The 25,824-nt window shown below is 41.3% G+C and carries 21 protein-coding genes and 1 other annotated feature; of the genes, 6 read left to right on the top strand and 15 right to left on the bottom strand.

Annotation, left to right across the window (positions count from 1 at the left end; translation table 11 throughout):
* Window positions 1–71 precede the first annotated feature (71 nt).
* Both proS and ABE613_RS08975 read right to left on the bottom strand, forming a co-directional pair.
* Complete coding sequence (proS, locus tag ABE613_RS08980; RefSeq protein WP_235231944.1) at window positions 72–1,511, bottom strand: proline--tRNA ligase; 1,440 nt, start codon at window positions 1,509–1,511, stop codon at window positions 72–74.
* 129 nt (window positions 1,512–1,640) lie between these two features.
* Window positions 1,641–1,853 (bottom strand) — a binding site (T-box leader).
* Window positions 1,854–1,942: 89 nt separating this feature from the next.
* Window positions 1,943–2,908: a calcium/sodium antiporter gene (locus tag ABE613_RS08975; protein WP_235231945.1), complete on the bottom strand. Its 966-nt coding sequence runs from the start codon at window positions 2,906–2,908 to the stop codon at window positions 1,943–1,945.
* A gap of 88 nt (window positions 2,909–2,996) precedes the next feature.
* Here ABE613_RS08975 and ABE613_RS08970 point away from each other — a divergent pair, with 88 nt between their 5' ends.
* Window positions 2,997–3,689, top strand: a complete 693-nt coding sequence (locus tag ABE613_RS08970; RefSeq protein ID WP_235231946.1) for an RluA family pseudouridine synthase — start codon at window positions 2,997–2,999, stop codon at window positions 3,687–3,689.
* Between the two features lie 104 nt (window positions 3,690–3,793).
* Here the strand turns inward: ABE613_RS08970 and spoVG are convergent, their stop codons facing one another.
* From spoVG to ABE613_RS08955, 3 genes are read right to left on the bottom strand one after another with little or no spacing between them, the layout of a single operon-like run.
* Complete coding sequence (spoVG, locus tag ABE613_RS08965; RefSeq protein ID WP_235231947.1) at window positions 3,794–4,069, bottom strand: septation regulator SpoVG; 276 nt, start codon at window positions 4,067–4,069, stop codon at window positions 3,794–3,796.
* Between the two features lie 34 nt (window positions 4,070–4,103).
* The gene (glgD, locus tag ABE613_RS08960; RefSeq protein WP_235231948.1) at window positions 4,104–5,222 is read right to left on the bottom strand and encodes a glucose-1-phosphate adenylyltransferase subunit GlgD; all 1,119 of its coding nucleotides are present in this window, start codon (window positions 5,220–5,222) and stop codon (window positions 4,104–4,106) included.
* Window positions 5,219–6,493 carry a glucose-1-phosphate adenylyltransferase gene (locus ABE613_RS08955; protein WP_347376195.1) on the bottom strand — a complete coding sequence of 425 codons (1,275 nt, stop codon included), beginning with the start codon at window positions 6,491–6,493 and terminating at the stop codon, window positions 5,219–5,221. Before ABE613_RS08955 ends, glgD begins: the two co-directional genes overlap by 4 nt.
* A gap of 231 nt (window positions 6,494–6,724) precedes the next feature.
* Here ABE613_RS08955 and murC point away from each other — a divergent pair, with 231 nt between their 5' ends.
* From murC to ABE613_RS08935, 4 genes are all read left to right on the top strand, one after another.
* Complete coding sequence (murC, locus tag ABE613_RS08950; protein ID WP_347376194.1) at window positions 6,725–8,104, top strand: UDP-N-acetylmuramate--L-alanine ligase; 1,380 nt, start codon at window positions 6,725–6,727, stop codon at window positions 8,102–8,104.
* A 150-nt stretch (window positions 8,105–8,254) separates the two neighbouring features.
* Window positions 8,255–9,307, top strand: a complete 1,053-nt coding sequence (locus ABE613_RS08945) for a DnaD domain protein (protein WP_235231951.1) — start codon at window positions 8,255–8,257, stop codon at window positions 9,305–9,307.
* 29 nt (window positions 9,308–9,336) lie between these two features.
* Window positions 9,337–10,350, top strand: coding sequence for an ATP-binding protein (locus ABE613_RS08940; RefSeq protein WP_235231952.1), 1,014 nt, complete (start codon window positions 9,337–9,339; stop codon window positions 10,348–10,350).
* Window positions 10,337–11,521 (top strand): ribose-phosphate pyrophosphokinase, encoded by a 1,185-nt coding sequence (locus tag ABE613_RS08935; RefSeq protein WP_235231953.1) that lies wholly within the window; start codon window positions 10,337–10,339, stop codon window positions 11,519–11,521. Before ABE613_RS08940 ends, ABE613_RS08935 begins: the two co-directional genes overlap by 14 nt.
* A 23-nt stretch (window positions 11,522–11,544) precedes the next feature.
* Here the strand turns inward: ABE613_RS08935 and ABE613_RS08930 are convergent, their stop codons facing one another.
* From ABE613_RS08930 to ABE613_RS08900, 7 genes are all read right to left on the bottom strand, one after another.
* Window positions 11,545–13,089 (bottom strand): ATP-binding protein, encoded by a 1,545-nt coding sequence (locus tag ABE613_RS08930; protein WP_347376193.1) that lies wholly within the window; start codon window positions 13,087–13,089, stop codon window positions 11,545–11,547.
* 2 nt (window positions 13,090–13,091) lie between these two features.
* A complete protein-coding gene (locus ABE613_RS08925; RefSeq protein ID WP_347376192.1) occupies window positions 13,092–14,147 on the bottom strand; it encodes a metallophosphoesterase family protein in 1,056 nt (351 codons plus the stop codon).
* Window positions 14,053–15,291, bottom strand: a complete 1,239-nt coding sequence (locus ABE613_RS08920) for a sensor histidine kinase (protein WP_235231956.1) — start codon at window positions 15,289–15,291, stop codon at window positions 14,053–14,055. Before ABE613_RS08920 ends, ABE613_RS08925 begins: the two co-directional genes overlap by 95 nt.
* On the bottom strand, window positions 15,281–15,970 hold the full coding sequence (vanR, locus tag ABE613_RS08915; RefSeq protein WP_347376191.1) for a VanR-ABDEGLN family response regulator transcription factor: 690 nt from the start codon (window positions 15,968–15,970) through the stop codon (window positions 15,281–15,283). Before vanR ends, ABE613_RS08920 begins: the two co-directional genes overlap by 11 nt.
* A 120-nt stretch (window positions 15,971–16,090) precedes the next feature.
* Window positions 16,091–17,482 (bottom strand): asparagine--tRNA ligase, encoded by a 1,392-nt coding sequence (gene asnS, locus ABE613_RS08910; RefSeq protein ID WP_347376190.1) that lies wholly within the window; start codon window positions 17,480–17,482, stop codon window positions 16,091–16,093.
* Between the two features lie 306 nt (window positions 17,483–17,788).
* The gene (locus tag ABE613_RS08905) at window positions 17,789–17,926 is read right to left on the bottom strand and encodes a HEPN domain-containing protein (protein WP_347376205.1); all 138 of its coding nucleotides are present in this window, start codon (window positions 17,924–17,926) and stop codon (window positions 17,789–17,791) included.
* Between the two features lie 132 nt (window positions 17,927–18,058).
* Entirely contained in the window at window positions 18,059–18,400 is a 342-nt protein-coding gene (locus tag ABE613_RS08900) for a nucleotidyltransferase domain-containing protein (protein ID WP_347376189.1), read from the bottom strand.
* A gap of 521 nt (window positions 18,401–18,921) precedes the next feature.
* On the opposite strand from ABE613_RS08900, the gene ABE613_RS08895 reads away from it, so the two are divergent.
* Entirely contained in the window at window positions 18,922–19,419 is a 498-nt protein-coding gene (locus tag ABE613_RS08895) for a QueT transporter family protein (RefSeq protein WP_347376188.1), read from the top strand.
* Window positions 19,420–19,491: 72 nt separating this feature from the next.
* Here the strand turns inward: ABE613_RS08895 and ABE613_RS08890 are convergent, their stop codons facing one another.
* The 3 genes from ABE613_RS08890 to ABE613_RS08880 form a co-directional block, all read right to left on the bottom strand.
* Entirely contained in the window at window positions 19,492–21,930 is a 2,439-nt protein-coding gene (locus tag ABE613_RS08890; RefSeq protein ID WP_347376187.1) for a hypothetical protein, read from the bottom strand.
* A gap of 13 nt (window positions 21,931–21,943) precedes the next feature.
* Window positions 21,944–23,101 (bottom strand): class I SAM-dependent methyltransferase, encoded by a 1,158-nt coding sequence (locus ABE613_RS08885; RefSeq protein ID WP_347376186.1) that lies wholly within the window; start codon window positions 23,099–23,101, stop codon window positions 21,944–21,946.
* A 98-nt stretch (window positions 23,102–23,199) separates the two neighbouring features.
* Window positions 23,200–25,812 carry a histidine kinase dimerization/phospho-acceptor domain-containing protein gene (locus tag ABE613_RS08880; protein WP_347376185.1) on the bottom strand — a complete coding sequence of 871 codons (2,613 nt, stop codon included), beginning with the start codon at window positions 25,810–25,812 and terminating at the stop codon, window positions 23,200–23,202.
* Window positions 25,813–25,824 lie beyond the last annotated feature (12 nt).

Genomic DNA, 25,824 nt, shown 5'->3' with positions numbered 1-25,824 from the left:
GAATTAGGGACACGGATATTTTAATTTGGGACGGAGGAAATTGAAAAAACCCCCGTCCCCAACTAAGGAGCTTAGTATGATTTGCCCCAATATGCCATGTGTTTTGCTGGTTTTCCGCACCAGATACATTTGTCTGAAATCATTTCTTCATCTTCGATCAGACATCTGGTCGCAGCTCCACCTGTGACGTATTTTACTTCACCTTCGCATTCTGGATCTCCGCACCAGCAAGCTTTTACGAAACCACGGTTTGCCTGGAATTTTTCTTTCATTTCGTCCATCGTTGTTGCTGTATCAATATGGCTCTGTAAGAAGTCATTTGCTCTGTCATACATATCCTGCTGTTCTTGCTCTAAGATGTCACGTAATTTTGTGGCAATTTCGTCCAGAGATACTACAATCTTCTCACGGTTATCACGACGTACGACTACAACCTGGTTCTTCTCAATATCCTTTGGACCAATCTCAATACGGGTAGGAATACCAAGGATTTCCTGCTCAGAGAATTTCCATCCAGTACTCTTATCAGAATCATCAATCTTCACTCTATAACCGGCTTTTTTCAATTCATCCAGCAGTGCAAATGCTCTGTCAAGCACGCCTTCTTTGTGCTGTGCAATTGGAATAATACGGCATTCAACTGGTGCAACGTGTGGAGGAAGAACCAATCCATCGTCATCACCATGTACCATGATCAGGCCGCCGATACTTCTGGTAGACCATCCCCAGGAAGTCTCGTAACAACTGTGAAGCTGATTATTCTTATCCACATATTTAATGCCAAATGCATCTGGGAATCCACTTCCGAAGAAATGGCTGGTCGCGGACTGTAGTGCTTTTCCATCATGCATCAGCGCTTCGATTGTGTAGGTATCCTGTGCACCTGCAAATTTTTCATGTTCCGCTTTTCTTCCTGCTACGAAAGGCATTGCCAACGTCTCAGCATAGCAGTCTTTATATACCTGCCACATCTGGATGGTTCTTTCTTCAGCTTCCTCATAGGTTGCATGAAGAGTATGGCCTTCCTGCCACAGGAATTCTCTTGAACGTAAAAACGGTCTTGTTGTCTTTTCCCAACGAAGAACAGAATTCCACTGATTCCATACTTTTGGTAAATCTCTATAAGAACGAACTGTCTTAGCCCACAAATCACAGAACAACGTCTCAGATGTAGGACGAATACACATTCTTTCCTGCAATCTTTCCATACCGCCATGAGTTACCCAGGCAACTTCCGGTGCAAATCCTTCGATATGTTCAGCCTCCTTTTCCAGCAAACTTTCCGGAATCAAGGTTGGTAGATATACATTTTCCACACCTGTCTCTTTAAAACGTCTGTCCAGATCTGCCTGAATCAGTTCCCAGATTGCATAACCATTTGGCAGATAATTCAAGCATCCTTTCACGCTTGAATAATCACACAGTTGTGCTTCACGAACAACATCTGTGTACCATTGTGCAAAATTTTCATCACGTGGTGTGATATTTTTTACTAATTTTTCCTTTGCCATGTTTCTCTTCTCCTTTTCTTTTCCAGCAGGGCCCTTGCCCCACGATAATTTTAGCCGGGAACCAATCTGCTCTTTGTCAAATGTTTTGACTTTAAATAAAACAAAAAACACCGGGCTTCTCGTTCCCATCAAAGGGACCGAAAAGCTCGGCGGTACCACCCTAGTTAACTGCGACCCTCTCGCAGCTCTCTCTCACCACCATTAACGCTAGTGTCACGCTGTACTTTCATACAGGGGCTCCAAGGTAGGTTCATTACTTATCAATACAAGAATCTTTCAGCCAAAGGATTCCCTCTCTGTAGAATTGCATCCGTAATTACTATTCCTCTTCTTCACCCATCCTGCCTTCTGCAACCATCATTGCCAGCAGGTTATTCGATTAAACGTAATTTTAATCCATTGTTTTTTATTTGTCAAGACAAAACATGCCACTATCGAATCAAAATATACACAAAAAACGCCAGATAGGCAATCAAAAACAAAGCTCCCTCTGTTCTTCGAATCTCTCGCTTGCTGATTGCCGAAAAATAAACGATCAAACTTGCTACAATTAACAAGACGGTATCATAAACCGCTGTAACATCCAATGTAATCGGTGTGATCACAGAAGATATTCCTAAAATCAGCAATATATTAAATATATTCGAGCCAACCACATTTCCCACTGCAAGATCATTTTCGCCTTTCCCTGCCGCAACCATAGAAGTCACTAATTCCGGCAGAGAGGTTCCAAGGGCCACAATTGTCAAGCCAATAAAGGTCTGACTAAGCCCGAATGTTTCAGCAATATTACAAGCACTGTCTACAACCAGATCGCCACCCAGCGCAATCCCAGCAAGCCCTCCGATTATATATAATGCACTTTTCATCGGACTCATCACTTTATAATCCTCTTCCACTTCAGACACTTCATTTCTTGACGCAAGAGCATCTCTTACCGTCGCATAGAGAAATACAGCAAATAATATCAGAAATAAAAGTCCGCCCCATCTTCCAAGAACAAAAGTCCCTTCTCCGCTTAAAACTTTTGCAATGGAAAAATCCGAATCCAGCAAAAGCAAAATTACCGCGATAAAAATCGAGAAAGGAAATTCTTTCTTTAGCAAAGACCATTTTGCCTGCACTGGATTCACTAACGCGCAACAGCCAAGCACTACCAGAAGATTGAATATATTTGACCCCAAAACATTACTAACCGCCAGATCATTACTCCCCTGTATTGCTGCCGTGACGCTGACCGATAGTTCCGGCATACTGGTTCCAAAAGCCACAACAGTAAGTCCAATAATAATCGTTGGAACTTTCAGTATTTTTGCAACGCTCGAACTTCCATCCACAAAAAAATCCGCGCCCTTAATCAGCAGAACAAACCCTACTATCAACAATATATAATCCATAACATTCTTCCTCGTTTCATTTGCATATTCTTTCACACTATGGTTAAATGATAAGAGCGAAAAGAATCAAAGTCAAGGAGAATTATATATGGCAGCAAATACTCTGGAAATATTATACGAAGATTCCCATATCCTTGTATGCGTAAAACCCCACGGAATCGCAACTCAAAGCAAACGAATCGGCAGTCCCGATATGGTAAATTTATTAAAAAATCACATATATCAATCCAATCCTTCCCAAGGAGAACCCTACCTCGCAGTAATTCACCGCTTAGACCAGCCAGTTAAAGGAATTCTTGTATTTGCCAAGACTCCATTTGCCGCAAAAGAACTAAACAAACAACTCACTTCCCAGGGATTTGGCAAATATTATCGTGCCCTTGTCGACGGATGCCCCCCTCAAGATGAAGGCAAGCTAGAAAATTACATGATAAAAGATACAAAAACCAACACCTCCAAAATTTGCACCGCCAACACAAAAGGGGCAAAAATTGCCAGACTCTCCTACAAAATCATCCAAAAGGGACAGGGTTATTTTAATTTGGGACGGAGGAATTTGAATTTTCCCCCGTCCCCAACTGAACTTGACATCCATCTGGATACCGGCCGCCATCACCAGATTCGTGTACAATTAGCCAATATCGGCTGTCCTATCATCGGGGACACCAAGTATAATCCCCATTGCAGCGAACGGAACGAATGGCAAGAAATCTGTCTGTGTGCCTATAAACTAGAATTTCAGCATCCTAAAACACACAAACTCCTACATTTTGAATTATAAAAAGGGACAGGGTTATTTTAATTTGGGACGGAGGAAATTGAAAAAACCCCCGTCCCAAATTCATCAAAAAAGAAGAGGGAGCACTCCCTCTTCTTTTATCCTTCTTATTCCTCAGCTGGTTCTTCTTTTAATGCCTCTTCATATTTTTCAAGAATAATGTTCTGAATGCGTTCTCTTGTTCCTGAATTAATCGGATGTGCAATATCCCGATACTCACCGTCCAAAGCCTTCTTACTTGGCATAGCAATAAAGAGTCCTTTTTCGCCCTCAATAACTTTGATATCATGTACTACAAATTCTTCATCCATAGTAATTGAAACCACTGCTTTTAATTTTCCCTCTTTTGCTACTTTACGCACGCGTACATCTGTGATTTGCATTTTTCTTCTAGCCCCTTTCTTCCAAGCCGTTGCACTATAGTGCATACCTCTCGTTCTTTTCCACAACTACCTTCACACCATTTTCCCCAACATGACGTGTATTTGCTCTGATCGTGTCGCGGCTCTCTACAATACAGTTCTCAATATATGTATTGTCACCGAGATAGACGTCGTTCAGGATAATTGAGTTCTTGATGACACAATTATTTCCGACAAACGTCTTCTTGAAAAGGATAGAATTCTCTACCGTACCGTTGATGATACTTCCACTAGCCACAAGACTGTTCTTAACCACCGAACCAGGATTATATTTCGCTGGCGGCAAGTCGCTCACTTTTGAGTAGATCTCAGGACGCTCTTTGAAGAAATAATTTCTTACTTCCGGTTTCAGAAAATCCATGTTCGTCCGATAATAAGCATCCACTGTTGATATGTTGCTCCAGTAATCTTTTATCTTATAACCATATATTTTTTTCAGATTCTTATATCTGATCAAAATATCAGTTACAAAATCAAATCTGTCTTCTTCTGCGCAATTCTCAATCAATTCTATCAACAGTCTTCTTCTGATCACATAGATTCCCGTTGATATGGTATTCGAAGTTGCAACCATCGGCTTCTCTTCAAATTCCAAAACGCGCATATCTTCATCCATTTTCAGCGTTCCAAAACGGCTGGCATCCTCATCCGGCCCCAAATCCTTACAAACCACCGTAATGTCGGCCCGCTTATTGATATGGTATTCTAACACTTTGTTATAATCCATTTTATATACAGCATCTCCAGACGTAATGATCACATACGGCTCATGACATCTTTTCAGAAAATCCAGATTCTGATAAATCGCATCAGCGGTTCCACGATACCAGTATCCATTATCTGCTGTGATCGTAGGGGTAAATACATACAGCCCCCCTTGCTTTCTTCCAAAATCCCACCATTTTGATGAATTCAGGTGTTCATTCAATGAACGCGCATTATACTGAGTCAGCACCGCTACTTTTTGTATATGCGAATTAGACATATTACTCAAAGCAAAATCAATCGCACGATAACTTCCTGCTATCGGCATCGCTGCACTTGCTCTCTTCTGAGTCAGTTCACGCATCTTGTTGTTACTTCCGCCTGCTAAAATAATTCCTACTGCTCTCATGCTCGTTCACCTGCCTTTATTAATGTCTCTCCACTTTCCAGTATTCCATTCGGATAGTCTTCTCTTGTCGTAACACCACTGATCGCAGTATTCTTTCCAATCTGAACTCCATCCGGAACCACGGAATTCTCACCAATTGTTACAAGGCCAAATGAATAAATCGCCGGCTTAAGTTTGTTCGGTACATCACTGCCAATCCCCAATGTAACATTCTCACCAATCTCGCAGTTCTCTGCGATAATCGACTTATCAATGACACATCCTTTCTTGATCTTCGTATCTTTCATAATGATAGAATCTCTGACAACGGCACCATCTTCTATGGTTACGCCCGAACCAATGACACAGTTACGTACTTCACCGCCAATCTCAGAACCATTTCCAATCAGACTTCTTTCAATCACTGCCTGTCCGGAAATATACTGTGGCGGAAGGATCTCACTGTTCGTATATATCTTCCAGAATTCTTCATAAAGATTGAACTCCGGAATAATATCAATCAATTCCATATTGGCTTCCCAATAAGATCCTAACGTTCCAACATCTTTCCAATATCCGTTGTATTCGTATGCAAACAACCGCTGTCCCTTATTATGACAATACGGAATAATATGCTTACCGAAATCACATCCTGGCTCGTCCTTTAACGCGAGCAACGCTTCTTTTAATACTGGCCAACTAAAAATATAAATACCCATAGATGCCAGATTGCTCTTTGGCTGTGGTGGCTTCTCCTGGAATTCTGATATCTTACCGTCACCATCCGCAATCACAATGCCAAATCTGCTTGCCTCTTCTAATGGTACAGGCATTGCAGCGATAGTCACGTCTGCATTATTCTCCTTATGATAATCAAGCATAACCTCATAATCCATCTTATAAATATGGTCACCTGACAGAATTAATACATAGTCTGGATTAAAGGTCTCCATATAATCCAAATTCTGGTATATCGCATTCGCCGTACCGGTATACCATTCGCTGTTGCTGCTCTTCTCATAAGGAGGTAGAATCGTAACTCCTCCAAAATTACGATCCAAATCCCATGGAATTCCAATTCCAATATGTGTGTTCAATCGTAATGGCTGATATTGCGTTAGCACTCCGACCGTATCAATTCCTGAGTTTATGCAGTTGCTGAGCGGGAAGTCAATAATTCTATATTTTCCTCCAAAAGCAACAGCCGGCTTCGCAACTTTTGCTGTAAGAACCCCTAAGCGGCTTCCTTGTCCTCCTGCCAGCAACATTGCTATCATCTCTTTTTTTCTCATGTCATCACCCCTTCTCAGTAATCTTGTCGTTCACATTATACCACAGTTTCTTTTAGTAGTGAACAAATTTTACAAAAAAAATGAATTTTTCGTGAACATTTTATTAAAATATCACAAATATTTACGACTTGGTTTTTTTCTCATATATGTATATAATAATATGGATAGAGAAATACTTTTATGACTATTTTTTTATAAAAATAGAACATTCATGAAAAAGGAAGGTATCTTATGTATAAAATTAATTTTCATCAGCCTGCACACGTACATTTTATCGGAATCGGCGGTATCAGCATGAGCGGTCTTGCCGAGATTCTCTTAAAAGAGGGCTTTACCATATCTGGATCTGACAACAAAGAATCTGCCTTGACAGACCACCTGTCCAAGCTGGGCGCCAACATTTTTTACGGACAGAAAGCATCCAACATCATCCCGGGAATTGATGTTGTTGTCTACACCGCCGCAATTCATGAAGATAATGAAGAATTTCAGGCTGCCGTACAACAAGGACTTCCTATGTTAAGCAGAGCAGAGCTTCTCGGGCAGTTGATGACCAACTATGACGTTCCGATCGCCGTATCGGGAACACATGGCAAGACAACAACGACATCTATGCTTTCTCATATTCTGCTTGCTGGCGAGATGGATCCTACCATTTCAGTCGGAGGAATTTTAAAGGCAATTGGCGGTAATATCCGCGTAGGAGATTCTGGATTATTTGTAACAGAAGCATGCGAATATACCAACAGCTTTCTTCACTTTTTCCCGAAGATCGGTATCATTTTGAACATTGATGAAGATCATTTAGATTTCTTTAAAGATCTGGCTGATATCCGCAATTCTTTCCGTAAATTTGCTGAACTCCTGCCAGAAGACGGGACCTTAATCATCAATGGCAATATTCCAGACCTGGGAGAGATCATTGATGGCCTGAAATGCAGGGTTCTTGTATATGGAAATGACAGTTCCATGGATTACAGTGCTACCAACATCTCCCATAATAACTTAGGTGAGGCATCTTTTGATCTGGTAAAATCTGGAACATTTGTTGACAGGATTTCCCTTTCCGTCAATGGTGACCACAATGTATCTAACGCATTGGCCTCAATAGTTGCCGCTGATCTTCTGGATATCCCTGTGGAAACCATGAAAAAAGGACTGAAAGAATTCCATGGAACTAACCGTCGATTTGAACACAAAGGTGATATAAACGGAATTACAATTATTGATGATTACGCACATCATCCAACAGAGATCAACGCGTCCCTGACGGCTGCAAAGAATTATCCTCACAGAGAGATCTGGTGCATTTTCCAGCCACATACTTATACCAGAACCAAGGCTTTATTCCCTGAGTTTGTGGAAGCATTATCGCATACCGATCATATCATCCTTGCCGACATCTATGCCGCAAGAGAGACAGACACCCTGGGAATATCTTCCAAGGATATTGCCGATGCATTAATCGAAAATGGACGTGACGCTTATTATTTCCCATCATTTAAAGAGATTGAAGATTTCTGTATGGAAAAATGTCAAAAAGGAGACTTGTTGATAACTATGGGAGCGGGAGACGTTGTAAATATTGGCGAAGACCTTTTGAAACGCTAGTTATCCACATTTTCCACAGATTTTTATCCACAAAAAACTTGATTTTTGGGTCAGAAATTTCTTTTGTCCCTGTCTTTCTGGTGCTATAATATCTCTACGATATTTCTAAAAATGTGTATGGAACCAACGAGGAGGACTGGCGTAAGAATTATGAAGAAATTGACCCTTACTAATTATGCACAGGGAAATACTACTGTGCTGGAGAATGAATTTATAGACCGTTATATGATCAAGGCAAACGGCGAATATGTAAAAGTATATCTTCTTCTTTTGCGCCATTTGAATGAAGCTTCTGGAATGCTGTCCATCTCTGAGATTGCTGATATCCTGGAATGTACAGAAAAGGATGTACTGCGCGCACTGAAGTACTGGAAGAATCAAGGACTTTTGGACTACTGTGACCATACCGAAGAGCATAATGCAGATACTGGCAGAAGCAAGGCAGAGACATCAGAGACATCTGCTCATTCTGCTGCAGCCACTATGACTGTTTCCGACACAGGAGCTGTCTCCGACAATGATTCTGCCGCTGTGCCTAACATACAGCAATACAGAAGTCGCAAGGAACGCAAGGAATTCAAAGAGCTTCTTTTCGTTGCCGAACAGTATCTCGGTAAGACTTTGTCTGCTGTTGATATTGATACCATTACATACTTTTTTGATACTCTGCATATGTCTGCAGAATTAATTGAGTATTTAATTGAATACTGTGTGGAAAATGGTCATAAAAGCATGCATTATATCCAAAAAGTTGCTTTATCCTGGAACGAGCAGAAGATCACGACCGTTTCCGATGCAAAAGCAAGCACCGTAGCGTATAACAAGAACTGTTATTCTGTCTTGAACGCATATGGAATCAAGGGACGTGCACCTGCTGCTTCAGAGATTACTTATATCAAAAAATGGAATGAAGAATACGGATTCACTTTGGACATTATTCTGGAAGCATGCAACCGCACGATGAATACGATTCATCAGCCTAACTTTGAATATACAGATACCATTTTAAAGAATTGGCGAAGCAAGAATGTACATTATCTAAAAGATATCGAGGCACTGGATGCCGATTATCTAAAATCAAAAGAGCAGAAGACAGCTCAGGCCACAAAACCAGACAAGCATATAAAGACGACAAAGTTCAACAATTTCGATGGTCGCTCATACGATATGAACGATTTAGAGCGCAAGTTAGTTCAGCAATAAATACATAACGCAAGGAGATTTTCCCCGGCATGGCACTTTCCAATTCTCAGTACGATCAATTGATGCGTACTTATGAACAAAAACAACTGGATAATGAACATCAACTCAGGGAACACTACAGGCAGGCATATTCTTTCATTCCAGAGTTAGAAGAGCTGGATCAATCTATCTCTGCCATGAGTGTTCAAAAAGCACGCCGACTCCTTGACGGAGACAGTCAGGCATTGTCTTCTTTAAAAGAGGATTTGAATTTCCTGATTGCACAGAAAAAGCGGCTTCTTCAATCCCATGGATTGCCGGCAGATTATCTGGAGCTCCATTACAACTGTCCTGACTGTCAGGACACAGGTTATATTGGAACTGAAAAATGCCATTGTTTCAAGCAGGCAATCGTGGAGCTTCTATATACACAATCCAATTTACAGGAAGTCCTGGATAAAGAGAACTTTTCTACCTGTTCTCTAAGTTATTATTCCAACAACCACATAGATCCTCTTACAGGAAGATCTTCGTTGGAATCCATGCAGACCGCATTAAAGGTATGTCATGATTTCGTAGATACATTTTCCGATGAATTTCACAATATTCTATTATATGGCGACACCGGGGTCGGCAAAACCTTCCTCTCCCACTGCATTGCCAAGGAATTGATGGATACTTCTTTTTCTGTTGTATACTTTACTGCAGCTCAATTATTTGATATCCTGGCAAAGAACACATTTGGTAAAAAAGAGGAACAGAATTTGCAGGCTCAAGAACTGATCTACGATTGTGATCTTCTGATTATTGATGATTTGGGAACCGAGTTTTCCAATACATTCACGGTATCACAATTGTTCAGCTGTCTGAACGAACGTATATTAAGACAGAAATCTACTATTATCTCTACCAACCTCGCGTTGGAAGATATAAAATCAATCTATTCAGAGCGGACTTTTTCCCGGATCAGCAGTAATTATACGATTCTGAGGCTGACTGGTGACGATATCCGCATCCAAAAAAAATTATTAAACCTGGGAGGTACAAATGATGTTACGCCGTAATGATCGCATTCTAGAAAACATACCTGTCGGAGCACTTGGAATTATTGCTCTCGACGGTTGCACCGAGATGGGCAATAGGGTGAACGATTATCTTGTAAAATGGAGAAAGGAAGATGGCTCTGCCTATAAAGACGATGTTGTCTTCAACGGTTATGAACGAGATACCTATCTTATTGATGCAAAAGTTCCACGATTTGGATCCGGCGAAGCCAAAGGTATTATCAATGAATCTATCCGTGGAAAAGACTTATATCTTATGGTTGATGTCTGCAATTATAGTCTGACCTACTCTTTGACCGGTCATACCAACCGCATGTCTCCGGATGATCATTACCAGAATCTGAAGCGTGTAATTGCTGCAGTTGGAGGAAAAGCTCGACGTCTGAATGTCATCATGCCTTTCTTATATGAGAGCCGTCAGCACAAAAGAAGCAACCGGGAGTCTCTGGATTGTGCACTTGCACTTCAAGAACTTGTCCGTATGGGCGTCGATAATATCATTACATTTGATGCTCATGACCCAAGAGTTCAGAATGCAATTCCACTGAATGGATTCGAAACGGTGCGCCCTACTTATCAGTTCGTCAAGGGTCTTCTTCGGCGTTTTAAAGATCTGCAGATTGACAGCGAGCATATGATGGCCATCAGCCCTGATGAAGGTGCTACCGGACGTGCGATTTACCTTGCAAACGTATTGAATCTTGATATGGGTATGTTCTATAAACGCCGTGATTACACCAAGATTGTCGATGGACGCAACCCAATTGTTGCACATGAATTTTTAGGATCTTCTGTCGAAGGCAAAGATGTCATTATTCTGGATGATATGATTTCTTCTGGCGACAGTATCCTGGATGTTGCCCGTCAGCTAAAACAGCGCAAAGCCAAACGAATCTTTGCTGCCGCAACATTCGGTCTGTTCACAAACGGGCTCGACAAATTCGACAAAGCATATGAAGAAGGAACTATCGACGCAATTCTTACCACCAACCTAATCTATCAGACACCAGAATTGTTGGAACGTCCTTATTATATCAACTGTGATATGAGTAAATATATTGCACTCATGATCGATACATTGAATCATGATGGATCTATCAGCAGTATCTTGAACCCAGTAGATCGTATCCATAACGTTGTGGATAAATATAACAGAGGAGAGGAAATCTAACCAGATTTCCTCTCCTTTTATATTTATATGATCTCCTCATGATAGGCGATATTCAGTTCTTCCAATAGTTGTTTTTCTCTCTTCTGGCAGGTAAAGATCAGGACTTGTTTCTTATGAATGCTCAGCCATTGCATCACTTTTTTTAATCGATTTTCATCATAATATGCAAACGTATCATCCAGAATCACCGGATAATCTTCCTCAAACAATAGCTCGCCTGCTGCAAGGCGAAGGACAAGATATATCTGTTCTATCGTCCCCCTGCTCAACTGCTCCATTGGAACTTTTCTTCCTTCTGCCATAACACTCATATGCAGATTCTCTTCAATAAAAAGTCTGGTGTATTTTCCATCCGTAATATATTCCAGGATCTCCGATGCCTTCCCATCCAGCACCGTCTTCAACTGTTGCTGCAATTTTGCAGACAGATTATTCAGCTGATCCATAGCCAACTGGAGGGCTCTGCGCTTTCTGTCATATTCCCGGTAATCCTCACTGACTTCATCTAATTCTGTCAATTGTTCTTGTAAATTACTGTATTGAACCTGCTTTTCTCTCAATTCCTCTTCCACATGTGATTTTTCCCAGACAAGTCTGTCTAACGGAATCTTCTCTTCTTCTGGTGTAATCTCTTCCAGCAAAATCTCAGGTGCTGTTTTTTCCTGCTTTTTCCCCACTTTCATCCGATTCCAGGTGTATAATCCACAAGCAAGAAAAATTACAATTGCGACCAGATAATTCCATGGTTTTGCGATCAACGCAAAAGCAAGTATCACAAACACAGCAAACAGCAAGAGTTCAACCGGGTGAATTCTCCATTTTGCCGGCCTGAGTTCATCAATCTTCCGCCGATTCTCTTCCTGATCCTTCTCCTTTTTCTGACGATATTCTAATTCTCCTGTAATGCGTTCACACTCTTCTTCCAGGTGATGGATATCTCTCCATACATAAGAAGCTTCCTGTTCCATCCGTTCCCTTTTTTGCTGCTTTTTCATAAGATAATTCTTCTCATCACGCTCGAGAAGCTTTTTTTTCTCTTGAAGAGACTGCAATGCCCGACCTAGATCAAGTTCACTATTTCCCGTTGCATAATAATTTGTCGCATAGTTCTTTAATTCTATTCCCAAAGACTGACCGGTCTCTATCTTTAACTGACCGATAAATACCGTATTCTCATAATTTCCGGCATTCAGCCCTCCCAATAATACATCCAGATCTCCATCCGTAACCGACAATTCTTCTCCGTCATCTTCACAGATTAATTCTGCCTTTTTTGAGTACTTGTCAAAATTCCTATCAAGTCGAAAGGTCTTTTGCCCTACTTGAAATCTCAATGAGCCAGCGTAATAATTCGGATTCTCCCACGGCTCATAGATACTGTATGTATCATAAACAGACGCTCTTCCACGGCCTCGTTCCATTCCAAAAAACATCCCTTTGATAAAGGTATGGATCGTAGATTTGCCGGATTCATTTTCGCCATACATAAGGTTCATACCTTCTTTTAATTGTATGGACTTGTCTGTAAATTTTCCAAAATTCTTTAATCTCAATTCCTGAATTATCATATCTAGCCTCTTCTCGTTTCCATCAGTGCCTGCACACCTTCACATAATGCCATATATTCTATGCTGTCTTCCTCATAATCTTTCAGGCTTTTAATATATTGTCCAAGAAGATTATCCTGGTTCTGGTCCATAAGCTTTTCAAATTCATATGCCGGTCTGGTCTCATCTGTCAGCTCTATGATATTTCCATAAGTGTCCATATCCTCCAAATCAAAGATGATATCTGGATCCCGAAACCCTGTTACGACCACTTTATATATATTCTGTATGCCTCGTTCCTGAATCTGAGATGCAATCTGCATTCTCAGTTCATTCCCCGTCATTTTTTTATGAACCTGCACCTCCAGATGAATGTACTCTCTGGACGCCATTGGTACAAACCTTATCTGACATCCTTGTTCCGACATCTGCCCTGACACATAACCGTGTGGGCCGGTATCGTTCTTGTCAATTGGCTCCAAGGCTCCTGCATATACCATTCGATCCGCAACGATCACTTGTGGTTTATGAATATGACCTAATGCCACATAATCATACCCAAGAGACATCACCTGATTCTTCTGAATCGGAATGTGCTTCTCATCTCCGCCATGTGCCAGCAATATCTCATACTTTTGCTTTTTCTCAGGACAGGCGTGATCGTATCGTCCTTCTGGGATTTCTTTCGTATGATAACTGCATCCATACACTGCCAGCGACAATTCCGGTATCTCGACACTGGTAACTTCTTCGGTTAAAATCATATGAACATTTTCTGCCCACTGAAAACTTCTATAATAAGAATCTTTCTTAACATAATCATGATTTCCTGCAATCAGTACAACTTGAGTATTTTCTAATAAACCAAAAAAATAATTTACTTCTTTTAATTCTCGCAACAATGGCTGTCGATGAAACAGATCTCCCGCAATCAGAAGAAGATCTACAGTTTCTTCATTACATACCTCAATAATCCTTCTCAGACTATTCCATATTTCCTTTGTTCTCTTTGCGCTGTATGCGTTTCCTGCGTCCGGTCTTGCCCCTAAATGTACGTCTGCGATGTGTATGAATTTCATCTGCTGCTCCCTCTTCCTTCTCTGTCTTTGATGGCAAAGTTACAATAAACTGTGTCCTCAGATCATCACTTTTCGCACGGATCAGCCCACCATGCAACTCTACGATTTGTTTTGCAATGGCCAGTCCCAGCCCTGCACCGCCGGTTCCACTGGATCTGGAACCATCCACCCGGTAAAATTTCTCAAATATCGTCTGGAGCATTGCTCCCGGAATCTTATCGCCCTGATTGGTAAAAATAATCTCTACATCTCCCTTTTTCATCTGGGCTTCTATCCGAATCACCGTGTTTGCATAACAATATGCGATTGCATTTCTTAATATATTGTCAAATACTCTGGCAAGTTTATCCGGATCACCGTATACCATCAGATTCTCTTCAACGTTAACCTCACAGGATAATTTCTTCTCCTGCAAAACACCATATAATTCATCTGCCAGTTGTTCCAGCATAAAAGACAGATTGATCTCTACCGGCTCCAGCTCAATATTCTGAAGATTATAACGGGTAATATCAAAAAATTCATTGATCAGCTCCCCAAGGCGGAGAGATTTTTCCATGGCAATATGGGTATATTTGATCCGCTCTTCTTCCGGCATATCCGGGTGACTGTCCAGCATGCTGAGATAAGCAACGATCGATGTAAGCGGCGTCTTCAAATCATGTGCCAGGAAAAGTACCAGATCATTTTTCTTCTTCTCACTCTCCTCCGCCTCTAATTCCTGCCTCTTCAAAGTTGCCTTAATCTCATTCAGACGAATTTCAATTGGTTTTAATTCCGTAATCAGATGAATCGGCTCCGTAGATTCTGACACAATATTTTCAATTCCATATCCAATCTGATCCAGGTATCTGGTCATCTTAGAGAGTGCCACATAGAAAAATAGTGCAAAAAGTAACAGGAAACCAACAATCATAAAGAACATCTTGTTGTCCCCGATTAATTTCCAGTACAGGTCTTTCGCCTGACTTTCATTCATATTGAACGCCATCATACAATTGACAAATATTTTGGCAAAACTGTCATTATAAATACCGTCGATCACGTAATTCAGCAAAAATCCGCCGACCAGAACCGTCACTGCCGTGACAAATACTGTCTGGAGCAATATACTGACCTTTAACTTACGATAGTTATTCTTCAACCTTATAACCTACTCCCCAAACTGTCTTGATAAAATCTGATTTCCCGGTCGGTGCACTCATCTTCTCCCGCAGATGACGGATATGCACCATCACCGTATTGTTACTGTTCTTATAATATTTTTCATGCCATACTTTTTCAAATAATTCTTCCGAACTGATGACCTTTCCCCGATTCTCGCAGAGAAGCCAAAGGATGTCAAATTCAATCGGAGTTAACGTCAGAGGGACCTCATTGTAAACGCATTCATGAGACGTTCGGTTCAAAACAAGTCCTCCAAAATCAATGACATCTCCTTCGTCTTTTCCCCCATCATTATATTGCGTATATCGACGAATCTGCGCTTTTACACGTGCCACCAACTCCAAAGGATTGAACGGCTTCGGAATATAGTCGTCCGCCCCCAGCGTAAGACCTGTAATCTTATCCATATACTCCGTCTTCGCCGTCAGCATGATCACCGGGAAAGTATACTTCTCCCGAATCATCTTAAGAATCTGAAAACCATCAATATCCGGAAGCATAATATCCAGAATTGCCAAGTCAATCTTCCTGCTGTTAATACAATCCAACGCATCCTGACCAGTATAGAACTTATACACATTATACTGATCATTCTGGAGATACAGTTCTACAACATCCGCAATTTCCTTCTCGTCATCAACAACTAAAATATTCATACTAGCCCTCCTTTGCCATTTGGGGACGGGGGTTTTTTCATTTTCCTCCGTCCCCAATTAAATTTACCGTGTCCCTTTTTTGAATCCCCCTGTCCCTTTTTGAATTCCACACATAATTTTCTACAATTCGCAGTTATTTACGGTTCTTGGGAATGGGATAACATCGCGGATATTACTCATTCCTGTCAGATACATAACGCATCTTTCGAACCCAAGTCCAAATCCAGAATGTCTGGTGGAGCCATATTTGCGAAGATCGAGATAGAATTTGTAATCTTCTTCTTTTAATCCCAATTCATTCATCCGATTCAGGAGTTTATCGTAATCGTCTTCTCTCTGGCTTCCGCCGATAATCTCCCCGATGCCGGGAACCAGGCAGTCTACTGCTGCCACAGTCTTTCCATCGTCATTTTGTTTCATATAGAAGGCTTTGATTTCCTTCGGATAGTCAGTTACAAATACCGGGCGTTTAAATACTTGCTCGGTCAGATAACGTTCATGCTCTGTCTGGAGATCTGTTCCCCAGGAAACTTTGTATTCAAATTTATCATTATTCTTCTCTAACAGCTCAACTGCTTCTGTGTAGGTCACTCTTGCGAAATCAGAAGAAACTACATTGTGAAGACGTTCTAATAAGCCTTTATCTACAAATGAATTGAAGAAGTTCATCTCTTCCGGGGCTTCTTCCAACACATAGTTGATAACGTATTTTAACATTGCCTCTGCCAGCATCATGTTATCGTCCAGATCTGCAAATGCCATCTCCGGCTCGATCATCCAAAATTCTGCTGCATGTCTTGTCGTATTAGAATTCTCTGCACGGAAGGTCGGACCGAAGGTATAGATATTGCGGAAAGCCTGGGCATATGTCTCTCCATTTAACTGACCGCTTACCGTAAGGCTTGTCTCTTTGCCAAAGAAATCCTGAGAATAGTCGACTTTTCCATCCTCAGTCTTTGGAAGATTCTCCATATCCAGTGTTGTAACACGGAACATCTCTCCTGCACCTTCACAGTCACTTCCGGTGATAAGCGGTGTATTTACATATACGAATCCTCTCTCCTGGAAAAACTTATGAATTGCATAGGCTGTCAGAGAACGCACACGAAATACTGCCTGGAAAGTATTAGTCCTTGGTCTTAAGTGTGAAATCGTTCTGAGATATTCGAAACTGTGACGCTTCTTCTGCAGCGGATAATCCGGCGCAGATGCACCTTCTACCTCTACAGTATCAGCCTGAATCTCAAAAGGCTGCTTTGCCTGCGGTGTTGCCACCAATGTTCCTGTAACGATCAATGCTGCTCCCACATTTAACTTGGAGATCTCAGCAAAGTTATCCATCTTATCATGGTAAACAATCTGCAAAGGTTCAAAAAATGTTCCATCATTTAATACAATGAATCCAAAAGTCTTGGAATCCCGGATACTGCGCACCCATCCCCCAACAGTAATCTTCTGATCCAGATACTTTTCTTTTTCCTTATATAGTTCCTTAATCGTAATCAAATCCATACCAATTTACTCCTTTTTGTGATTGCTTGCGTTTGACGCTTTGGAGTTATTATAACATAATAATGGATGTTTTAAAAGGCAGAAGACAATTTCAGACATGATAGAAGCAAAATGGGGTCCAGACTTGCATTGCCACTCACACTATGCTATACTCTCAATCGCAACAAAGCCAAAAACAATGGACATTTATTCATATGCAAATATACGAAATACCGCAGAAAACCAACGTTTTCTGCGGTATTTCCTTTCGTCTGTATTCATCAACTATCATTCCAAATGGGGTACGTGTTCAAACAACTTTTCTTCTTATTCTTCATAATTTTCAAGTTGTTTCATACAGTATTCCTCAGCTAAATTAATAAATTCTTCGGCTGTTAGAATCTGACGTTCTGATTCCTCCCTACTGGTAATATAAAAATCATCATAATCACTGGCATGTCGTATTTCCTCTGCCTGACCTATTTTCCTTCCAATTTCTCTTGGAAATATTGATGTTTTTACATAGTTTTTATTAAATCACTCCTGGCAGTTTCCAGTCTGTAAATAACCAGATCCTTTCTCGTGCCAATCTCCTGATTATGCTGCTTCATATAACACTACTCCCTCTTCATGAATATTGGAATAAAATGGGTAATTCACACTCCACTTATTAAAATGTGTTTCACTTTTCGCTATTGGCTTTATATCCATGTCATGATCCAGATTAAAATCATATGTCATATAAGAGAGTTTCTGACTATATGCTTTCAACTCCACATCTGGCAAATCCAAAAGAATCATAATATCCACATCCGAATCTGGTTTGAAATCTCCTCTGGCATAAGAACCATATAAAATAATCTGGCGTAAATGCAAACCATATATCTTTTTTATTTCGTTCACGTACTTTTCCATTAAATTCTGCATATTCTTTGGCATATAAATATCCCTCCGCTCTGCTAACTATAAAATATTACTTCCTTATGTTTCTATCATTATAACTGAATTTTCCTTCTATTTCTATAGCTTTTCTAGACCTGCACATAATATATCAGAAAATTCTAAACCAAGGCAAAATAAAAGGAATGCGTGTTGGTAAATCTACCTGGCGTATTCCTAAAATTTCTATTTATCAGTATATAAAAGAATCTTCTTTCCTTTAACATGGTAATCTATTACATTTTTCCATCCAAATATCCATATTATAGCAAAATGGGGTACGGACTTGCATTTCTCCCCTCGCTATGTTATACTCTCTATCGCAACAAAGCCCATCAAAACCAAGGTCTATCGGGCTTGCCGCCGATTCCCGGCGGTACTCAGATACCTGCGGTACCTGAGTCTCGCGGCATTCGCCAGATGGACATACAAGTATGTCCGCATGGCTCATTGCTTCGCGGAAAATGTGCCGAGTGTTCGAGACCTTCCACTCGTAAAACAAAACTAAAGGAGAATTTCATATGAGAAACAAAAACATCAACTTTCTGACCCAGGCGGCCATGATCGCTGCCATCTACGTGGTGCTGACCTATGTATTCGCACCATTTTCTTTCGGAGAAGTACAGGTAAGAATTGCAGAAGCCCTTACGATCCTTCCGGTATTCACACCAGCCGCTATTCCCGGCTTATTCGTAGGATGCCTGATTGGGAACATTCTGGGCGGCGCGATCCTTCCGGACATCATCTTCGGAAGTCTTGCGACCTTAATCGGCGCATTTTTCACTTACCAGTTACGAGACAAGAATAAGTTCCTGGCACCGTTGCCGCCAATTGCAGCGAACACAATCGTTGTACCTTTTGTACTGCGCTATGGTTATGGTGTTGCACTGCCGATTCCATTTATGATGCTTACCGTTGGTGTCGGGGAAGTATTATCCTGCGGCGTACTTGGTATGGTATTGTATTTTGCACTGAGAAAATATAAAAATATTGTGTTCAGACCAGCAGCGAATTCATAGACTTGTTTTGAACGCAAAAGGAAAAGACCCGCGATAATGATGCGGGTCTTTTATATTTCTGAAATCTTTCTTTTATCCAATATACGTGTTTCCACTTCCCTGGGTCATCTGATCCATTTCTTCATAAGTCACACTGGATCGTTCCCCGGTCTCCGGATCGACATAGATAACAACTGTATCCGTATATCCGATCAATATAACTGAATTTTCTGCATTCAACATACCGATCACCGGCGATCCCTGGTTAATGATGTATAGTAATTCCTCTGTTGCACAGCCGGTCAGATCCAGATACCGGTCGTCATTCAGACTCTTCATAATATCTACCGGTGCTTCTTTCTGCTTTAACCGGTCGGCAATTCTCTGGATCACGTCATCTTTGTCAGTGATTGTGTACTGCAAATCTCTATTTCCGCGCTCCCAGATATAATTCTGCGTGGCATCTACCACAACGCCACTGTAAGAATCAGCCAGCCTAATTGCTTCACCCGCCTTTTCACAACAGTCTAGCAGTTGTCCATACCCATATACATAATATTTATCTGCATGGGTTACATCTTCGAATTCAACGACTACCGGGTCTTCCATTACAATCTGCTTTGGCCGCAGTACCTTCGGCTCCTTATCTGAGATTCCATCTTCAAATGTAAGCCGGACTTGTGTCTCCTTAAGATCTGTCGCATACGATTCCAGATAGATATTGCTCTTTTCTTTTTCGGTATTATTCGTGATGTAATCCTGAGAGGTACTGGTATACGTATTGCCATCTTTTATTGCACGATTCAATGTCACCATATTATCTTTCAAATATGCATCCAACACATATGTGCCATCTGCCTGATAGGTCTTTACAATTTCGCTTTTGCTGTTCTGTATCTCTACTTTGTACATTGGAACCGTAATTTCTCCGGAAACCGTCTTACCTGTATCTGCAGTCTTGGCCACTCCATAGACAAAATCATTTTTTACAAACCCCAACGGGCGGATACATTCATCTGATTCGCATTCCGCCGTTCGTTCCTTGCCACTCTCGAGATTCTTGACAACCACCTTTGTCGCTGTGTTCAGATCTCCATTTTCCTGATAAGCGACCAGATGTCCATCTTCTGATACCACATACTGGTCTTCGTTCAAAGCTTCAACAAGCGCCGTATTCTCCTCCATCTCCACATCGAATTCATAGAGCGTACCTTCCACCATGATGTATAGCATATTGCGACTGGCGCTGTAGTAGACAAGCCTGCTCATTTCATTTATGACGTTTTCATATGACTTGTCACTGGAGATAAATACTTTTTCTTCCACAGAGTTCTTCTCCATGTCATAATAATAGACGGCAATTCCAACTTCTCCCTCATGGCTTCCACGATTCATATAACCACATACCGCAAAGATTGTGTTCCCTGTCTCATCCATTTCCAGAAGCTTAATCTCATGCTTTGTCACAAGATTACGTACATCGCTATTTTCAGCATCTGCAAAACTGAATACCTGGGACACTTCGTCGGTATCTTTGTTGTAATTCCACAATTCATTTGCCACAACAAAAGACACAACAGAACCGTCATCATTTACCATATAAGAAATATTCTTTGGAGCTATTCCAAGCAAAACGCCTTTTTCATTCAACACTTGCTTTGTTGCGTCAAATATCTGTTCCATCGTTCTATCATAATTGAGCAGATAAGTTTTCTGTGCATCTGCAATATGGCGCACACGGAAGAATTCTTTGACCGCATAGACATCCGTCTCATTCTCTTCGCCTTTACATCTTACGCGATATTCCAACTGTACCGAGATGGAATTACTGTTAATCTCTTTAATATTCCAGCGTTCGCCTTTTTCAACTTCCGGCTCCAGGTTTCCCCAGGATACATGGTCATAATCGGAGTGAATGGTCACATGCTGAAAGCTGGTATTATCGCCCTCTTCGCTCGGTTCAATGGCTGCACCTACGCCGGCACCCTCTACTTTTCCAAGGGCACTCTCGTGAAAATTCCGAATATAATCCAGACATTCCATAACAGACGCATCTGATGCATTTACAATCCTGGTGTAAAAATAAATGGTCTTATCTTCTGTATAGAGCGCGATCTCGAGGACACGCTCTTCATCCATTAGCCCTTCATCGCTCAAATCTGCCGTGATGTTTTCTCCCGGATTTTTTACCTTTTCTTCCTTTAGCTTTTCTTCGCCATCCAATGTATAGATGGTATAAGAAGCACTGCTGATCTTAATGCCATATGCCTGGACGTTAATCTCCAGACGCTGATTTGTCACCGGCGTTATGGTATCCCTCATAGCTGGAATGTCCATCGCTTTTGCATACCCACTCAGCATATTCAACGCATAACCCTGGTAGGAAAATGAAACCTGTGGATAGGTTGCTGCTCCCATGTCAGCCGTCATGTTATCATTGCCTTTATTCGTATAATAGCTGAACCCTAACACAGCAATGATGAATACTATGATAAGGACTCCTGCTTCAATCAATCTATTTTTCCACTTCATTTACAAATCCCCTTCATGATCTGGCACAATTCGCATCTTGTAATAACCGTCCCAACATCGGCTCAACGTGCAGATATTCTTCACACTTTTGAATAGCCTCTGTATTCTCCCCTTTTTTTCCGCTCTTCACTGCACGAATCAATATATTCTTCGGTGTATGCTCCATATCTATAAATTCCAGAATCTGAGCGTCATAACCTTCCCTTTCCAGGTATTCCGCACGCAATGCATCTGTCACCAGCGCAGCCATACGTTCCTTAATCAAGCCATATTTGAAAACCGGTTCCAGTACCTCATTCTTTATCTGGCGGTTCAGCTCATGTTGACAGCACGGTACTGATAAGATTACTTTGGCATCCCAGCCGATAGCTTTGGCCAAAGCAAACTCTGTTGCCGTATCACAGGCATGAAGCGTTACCACCATATCCACCTTATCTACACCGGTATAGTCAGCGATATTTCCCTCCAAAAACACCAACTTCTCATAACCATATTTCCGGCTAAGCTCATTACAATGTCGGATAACATCCTTTTTAAGATCCAGTCCGATAATACGTATGTCATAATGCTTCAGCTCATGCAGATAATAATACATCGCAAATGTCAGGTAAGATTTGCCACATCCGAAATCCAGAATTGTAAGCTCTCTTCCCTTATCAAGCTCCGGCAAAATATCTTCAATAAACTCCAGGAAACGATTGATCTGCCGGAATTTATCAAATCGGGAATGGACGACCTTTCCCTCCTGCGTCATGACCCCCAGATCCTGAAGGAACGGGACCGGGATACCTTCTTCCAAGACATAGTGCTTCTTCCGATTATGGCTCATATCTACATCCTTTCTTTCACACTTCTGAGCCTTCTTCTTAATCGTCACCTTTCCCTTTTTACTCACCAAAACCGTATACTGGTACTTCTGCGTCTCCATCTGAATCTGACGCATGTTCTCCATATGCCCCAGAATCAGTTCACACGCCTCCCGTGAATCTGCATTCCTGTGAAAAGCCTGATTATTCTGGAACAATTCAAGCTGAAATAGCAGATGCTCCTTCTGAAGCAAGGGGCGCACTTTAATCTTGACCGGGCCATCCTTTCGCCGCGGATTACTAAGCGTTGCCGTAATAAATTCTATATTTAGATTGTCCTGTAATAATTCTCTTAATTCATTCATAGTATTATTATTGTAATGTTTTTTCCTGACAAGCGCAAGTTTGGGACGGGGGTTTTTTCATTTTCCTCCGTCCCAAATTAAAATATCCCTGTCCCTTTTTACATTTGCCCTGTCCCTATTGGAAATGTTATGGTCACCCGGAACAGATCTCCGTCCAGATACAATTCGAATTTGCCGCCTTGCATCTGGGTCAATGACTTGGCTATAGATAGTCCGAGGCCGCTGCCTTCTGTGCTTCGTGAGATATCTCCCCGAATAAATCGTTCGGTCAGCTCATCTGCCGAGATATTGAGCGGCTGCTGGGATATGTTTTTCAGACTGAATACTGCCGAATCATTTACTACTTTTAATTCTGCATATACACGGGTTCCTTCCATGGCGTATTTGGCTGCATTATTATAAATATTGGCCAATACTCTCCAGAGTCGTCTGCCGTCTGCCCGTATCACAATTTCTTTCTCTGGCAGGATCAGCACTTCTTTCAATTCTCTGGCCTTGAATTTTTCTTCAAATTCTCCGCTGGTCTGCTGAATCATCTCTACAAAATTAATATTCATATACTCAAGTGTAATATTGCCGGAACTTACTTTGGATGCCTCTACTACATCTTCTGTAAGGGTCTTAAGCCGTTGGGCTTTTGCCTCCAGGATCTCCAGATACCGCTGAATCTTCGGATCTTCAAGATTTTCCTTCTTTAACAAATCCACATAATTAATAATAGAAGTAAGCGGTGTCTTAATATCATGGGAAACATTGGTAATCAGATCTGTTTTGAGCCGTTCACTCTTCATACTTTCTTCCAGTGCCCGGTCCAGGCCTTCTCCAATGGAGTTAATCTTTTCAGCAATGATCTTCTGATCTCCGTTCAATCCATTCAAAGGAATCTTATATTCTACTTCACCTTCCGCAATCTTAAGAATTCCTTCCTTAATTCTCTGCTTTCCGATAGCCTGTCTAACCATATAGACAAATGCAGCCAACTCCGCTCCTAGTATCAGCGCAGGTAACAGAAAAGTAATCCCCATGACTGATGTCCACTCGATCAATGCAAAGAATGAAAACAGCCCGATAACGCCAAATACAATAATAATCTGCCACACGTCATTGAAATTACAGAATAGCACCTTTATAAATCCGCCGAACCATCTTAGAAGACTATTTTTCCATAATGTCCTTGCCTTTATTCTTCGTACCAGACTTAAGAAACCTGTCAGGAATAATGCACAGGTATAAACTGCAAGTAAAGCACCACATATCATATAAGGGATCGCACTCTGGATATAATCTGCCTGATATAACTGATAATCTCCTCCCCACGATGGAAAATACGAATACGTAATTCCAGACACACCCAATGCAACAGGAATGCACCAACCTCCAATCACCACCAGAGCAGCAATCTCGGTCTTCCAACGGTCAAATCCATTCAGATGTAATTCCTCATCTTGCGGATTACGACCGGCTATCACCGTAAGCCATACCAGAAGTATCAGGAATACAATACTCGCAGCACATCCCATCACCAGGATACCCCTCGCACTTGTTCCGTATTTATCATATAACTGGGATTCCGTATAAAATGCATCCTTAATCGGATAGGTCGTATCCACGCCAACAGCATAGATGAATCCCTCTTCTTTATTGCCGGAGTTCTTCACCTCTTCCTGCCAGTCCGAAGCATCTATATTATTAAAATTCGTCTCAAAATCTGCAAGTTTCGGCATAATGATTGCATATTTTCCCATCTTCCGGAACATTTCCAGATTCTCCTGCGCCTTGTCATAATCCTGATATGCTTTCCGGTTTGTATACACACGCTTAGTATCAGTATCTACATACAAATACGCAAAGTTCGTATCTCCTTCCTGATAGAACTCACTCAGATCATTATATTCTCTCATGTCACTTTCGACCTGGTAGATACAATATCTCAGCATTTCATAAGCTTCACTCAGCCGGCCATTCCAGATAGGATTGTCATTAGCTATCTCCATAACACTCTTGCCATCTACCGTCTGATATTCTTCGGCCAGCCATTGTCCATCGTAACTCCAGCAGTCAATATACGCAATCTTCCCTTCTACATCCTGAAGCCCCTTGAAAGCATTCACCGTATTATTATAGAAATTTCCATCCTGCAATTCATTCAGAATATCCTCTTCAGAAACTCCTGAATCATCACTTGCGATTACAAACCGAAGCTCACCACTGTCTATCAGATTCCTAAATTCACTATAGTAATAATAATGATAGGTATTGTCAGAACGCTTACATACAATAATATTCTCATCCATACCTGCATTATCATCGTAAGATGAATTCTCTTCTCCCTGGTCGAGCCATTGCTGCGCCCAGTCAGACAGATCCTGCAGTCGGTATGCCAGACCACTTAGATTTTCATTCGTAATCTCTGACTCATTATAATATTCCTGTATATCGACAATCTTCTGCGGATTATAGACCCCATCCGTCTCGAATCGGTCCCGCATTCCAATTCCATTCATTACCTGGTGGCTATATGTTCGCAACAGCTCATTAAAGCTTTTCGTCTCTTCATAATTCTTTGCAGGCTTTCCTTCAAACATCTCATTGCGCCCTGCCGGATAGGACAAAATCCATATGATGCAGACCGCCATAATCACCACCAGAATATGTTCAGCAACGATCAAAAGTCCTTTTATGATCGGCGCCCGATACCAACGACGCTTCATATATACTCCCTT

Origin of the sequence: Dorea chungnamensis, from assembly GCF_039832125.1 — a bacterium.
Lineage (GTDB): Bacteria > Bacillota > Clostridia > Lachnospirales > Lachnospiraceae > JAFBIX01.
This window is presented reverse-complemented; position numbering and strand designations above follow the sequence as displayed.

Bases quoted from the DNA above. Each gene is read 5' to 3' on its own strand.
- proS (WP_235231944.1), bottom strand. From the start codon at position 1,511: ATGGCAAAGGAAAAATTAGTAAAAAATATCACACCACGTGATGAAAAT.
- ABE613_RS08975 (WP_235231945.1), bottom strand. From the start codon at position 2,908: ATGGATTATATATTGTTGATAGTAGGGTTTGTTCTGCTGATTAAGGGC.
- ABE613_RS08970 (WP_235231946.1), top strand. From the start codon at position 2,997: ATGGCAGCAAATACTCTGGAAATATTATACGAAGATTCCCATATCCTT.
- spoVG (WP_235231947.1), bottom strand. From the start codon at position 4,069: ATGCAAATCACAGATGTACGCGTGCGTAAAGTAGCAAAAGAGGGAAAA.
- glgD (WP_235231948.1), bottom strand. From the start codon at position 5,222: ATGAGAGCAGTAGGAATTATTTTAGCAGGCGGAAGTAACAACAAGATG.
- ABE613_RS08955 (WP_347376195.1), bottom strand. From the start codon at position 6,493: ATGAGAAAAAAAGAGATGATAGCAATGTTGCTGGCAGGAGGACAAGGA.
- murC (WP_347376194.1), top strand. From the start codon at position 6,725: ATGTATAAAATTAATTTTCATCAGCCTGCACACGTACATTTTATCGGA.
- ABE613_RS08945 (WP_235231951.1), top strand. From the start codon at position 8,255: ATGAAGAAATTGACCCTTACTAATTATGCACAGGGAAATACTACTGTG.
- ABE613_RS08940 (WP_235231952.1), top strand. From the start codon at position 9,337: ATGGCACTTTCCAATTCTCAGTACGATCAATTGATGCGTACTTATGAA.
- ABE613_RS08935 (WP_235231953.1), top strand. From the start codon at position 10,337: ATGTTACGCCGTAATGATCGCATTCTAGAAAACATACCTGTCGGAGCA.
- ABE613_RS08930 (WP_347376193.1), bottom strand. From the start codon at position 13,089: ATGATAATTCAGGAATTGAGATTAAAGAATTTTGGAAAATTTACAGAC.
- ABE613_RS08925 (WP_347376192.1), bottom strand. From the start codon at position 14,147: ATGAAATTCATACACATCGCAGACGTACATTTAGGGGCAAGACCGGAC.
- vanR (WP_347376191.1), bottom strand. From the start codon at position 15,970: ATGAATATTTTAGTTGTTGATGACGAGAAGGAAATTGCGGATGTTGTA.
- asnS (WP_347376190.1), bottom strand. From the start codon at position 17,482: ATGGATTTGATTACGATTAAGGAACTATATAAGGAAAAAGAAAAGTAT.
- ABE613_RS08900 (WP_347376189.1), bottom strand. From the start codon at position 18,400: ATGCCAAAGAATATGCAGAATTTAATGGAAAAGTACGTGAACGAAATA.
- ABE613_RS08895 (WP_347376188.1), top strand. From the start codon at position 18,922: ATGAGAAACAAAAACATCAACTTTCTGACCCAGGCGGCCATGATCGCT.
- ABE613_RS08890 (WP_347376187.1), bottom strand. From the start codon at position 21,930: ATGAAGTGGAAAAATAGATTGATTGAAGCAGGAGTCCTTATCATAGTA.
- ABE613_RS08885 (WP_347376186.1), bottom strand. From the start codon at position 23,101: ATGAATGAATTAAGAGAATTATTACAGGACAATCTAAATATAGAATTT.
- ABE613_RS08880 (WP_347376185.1), bottom strand. From the start codon at position 25,812: ATGAAGCGTCGTTGGTATCGGGCGCCGATCATAAAAGGACTTTTGATC.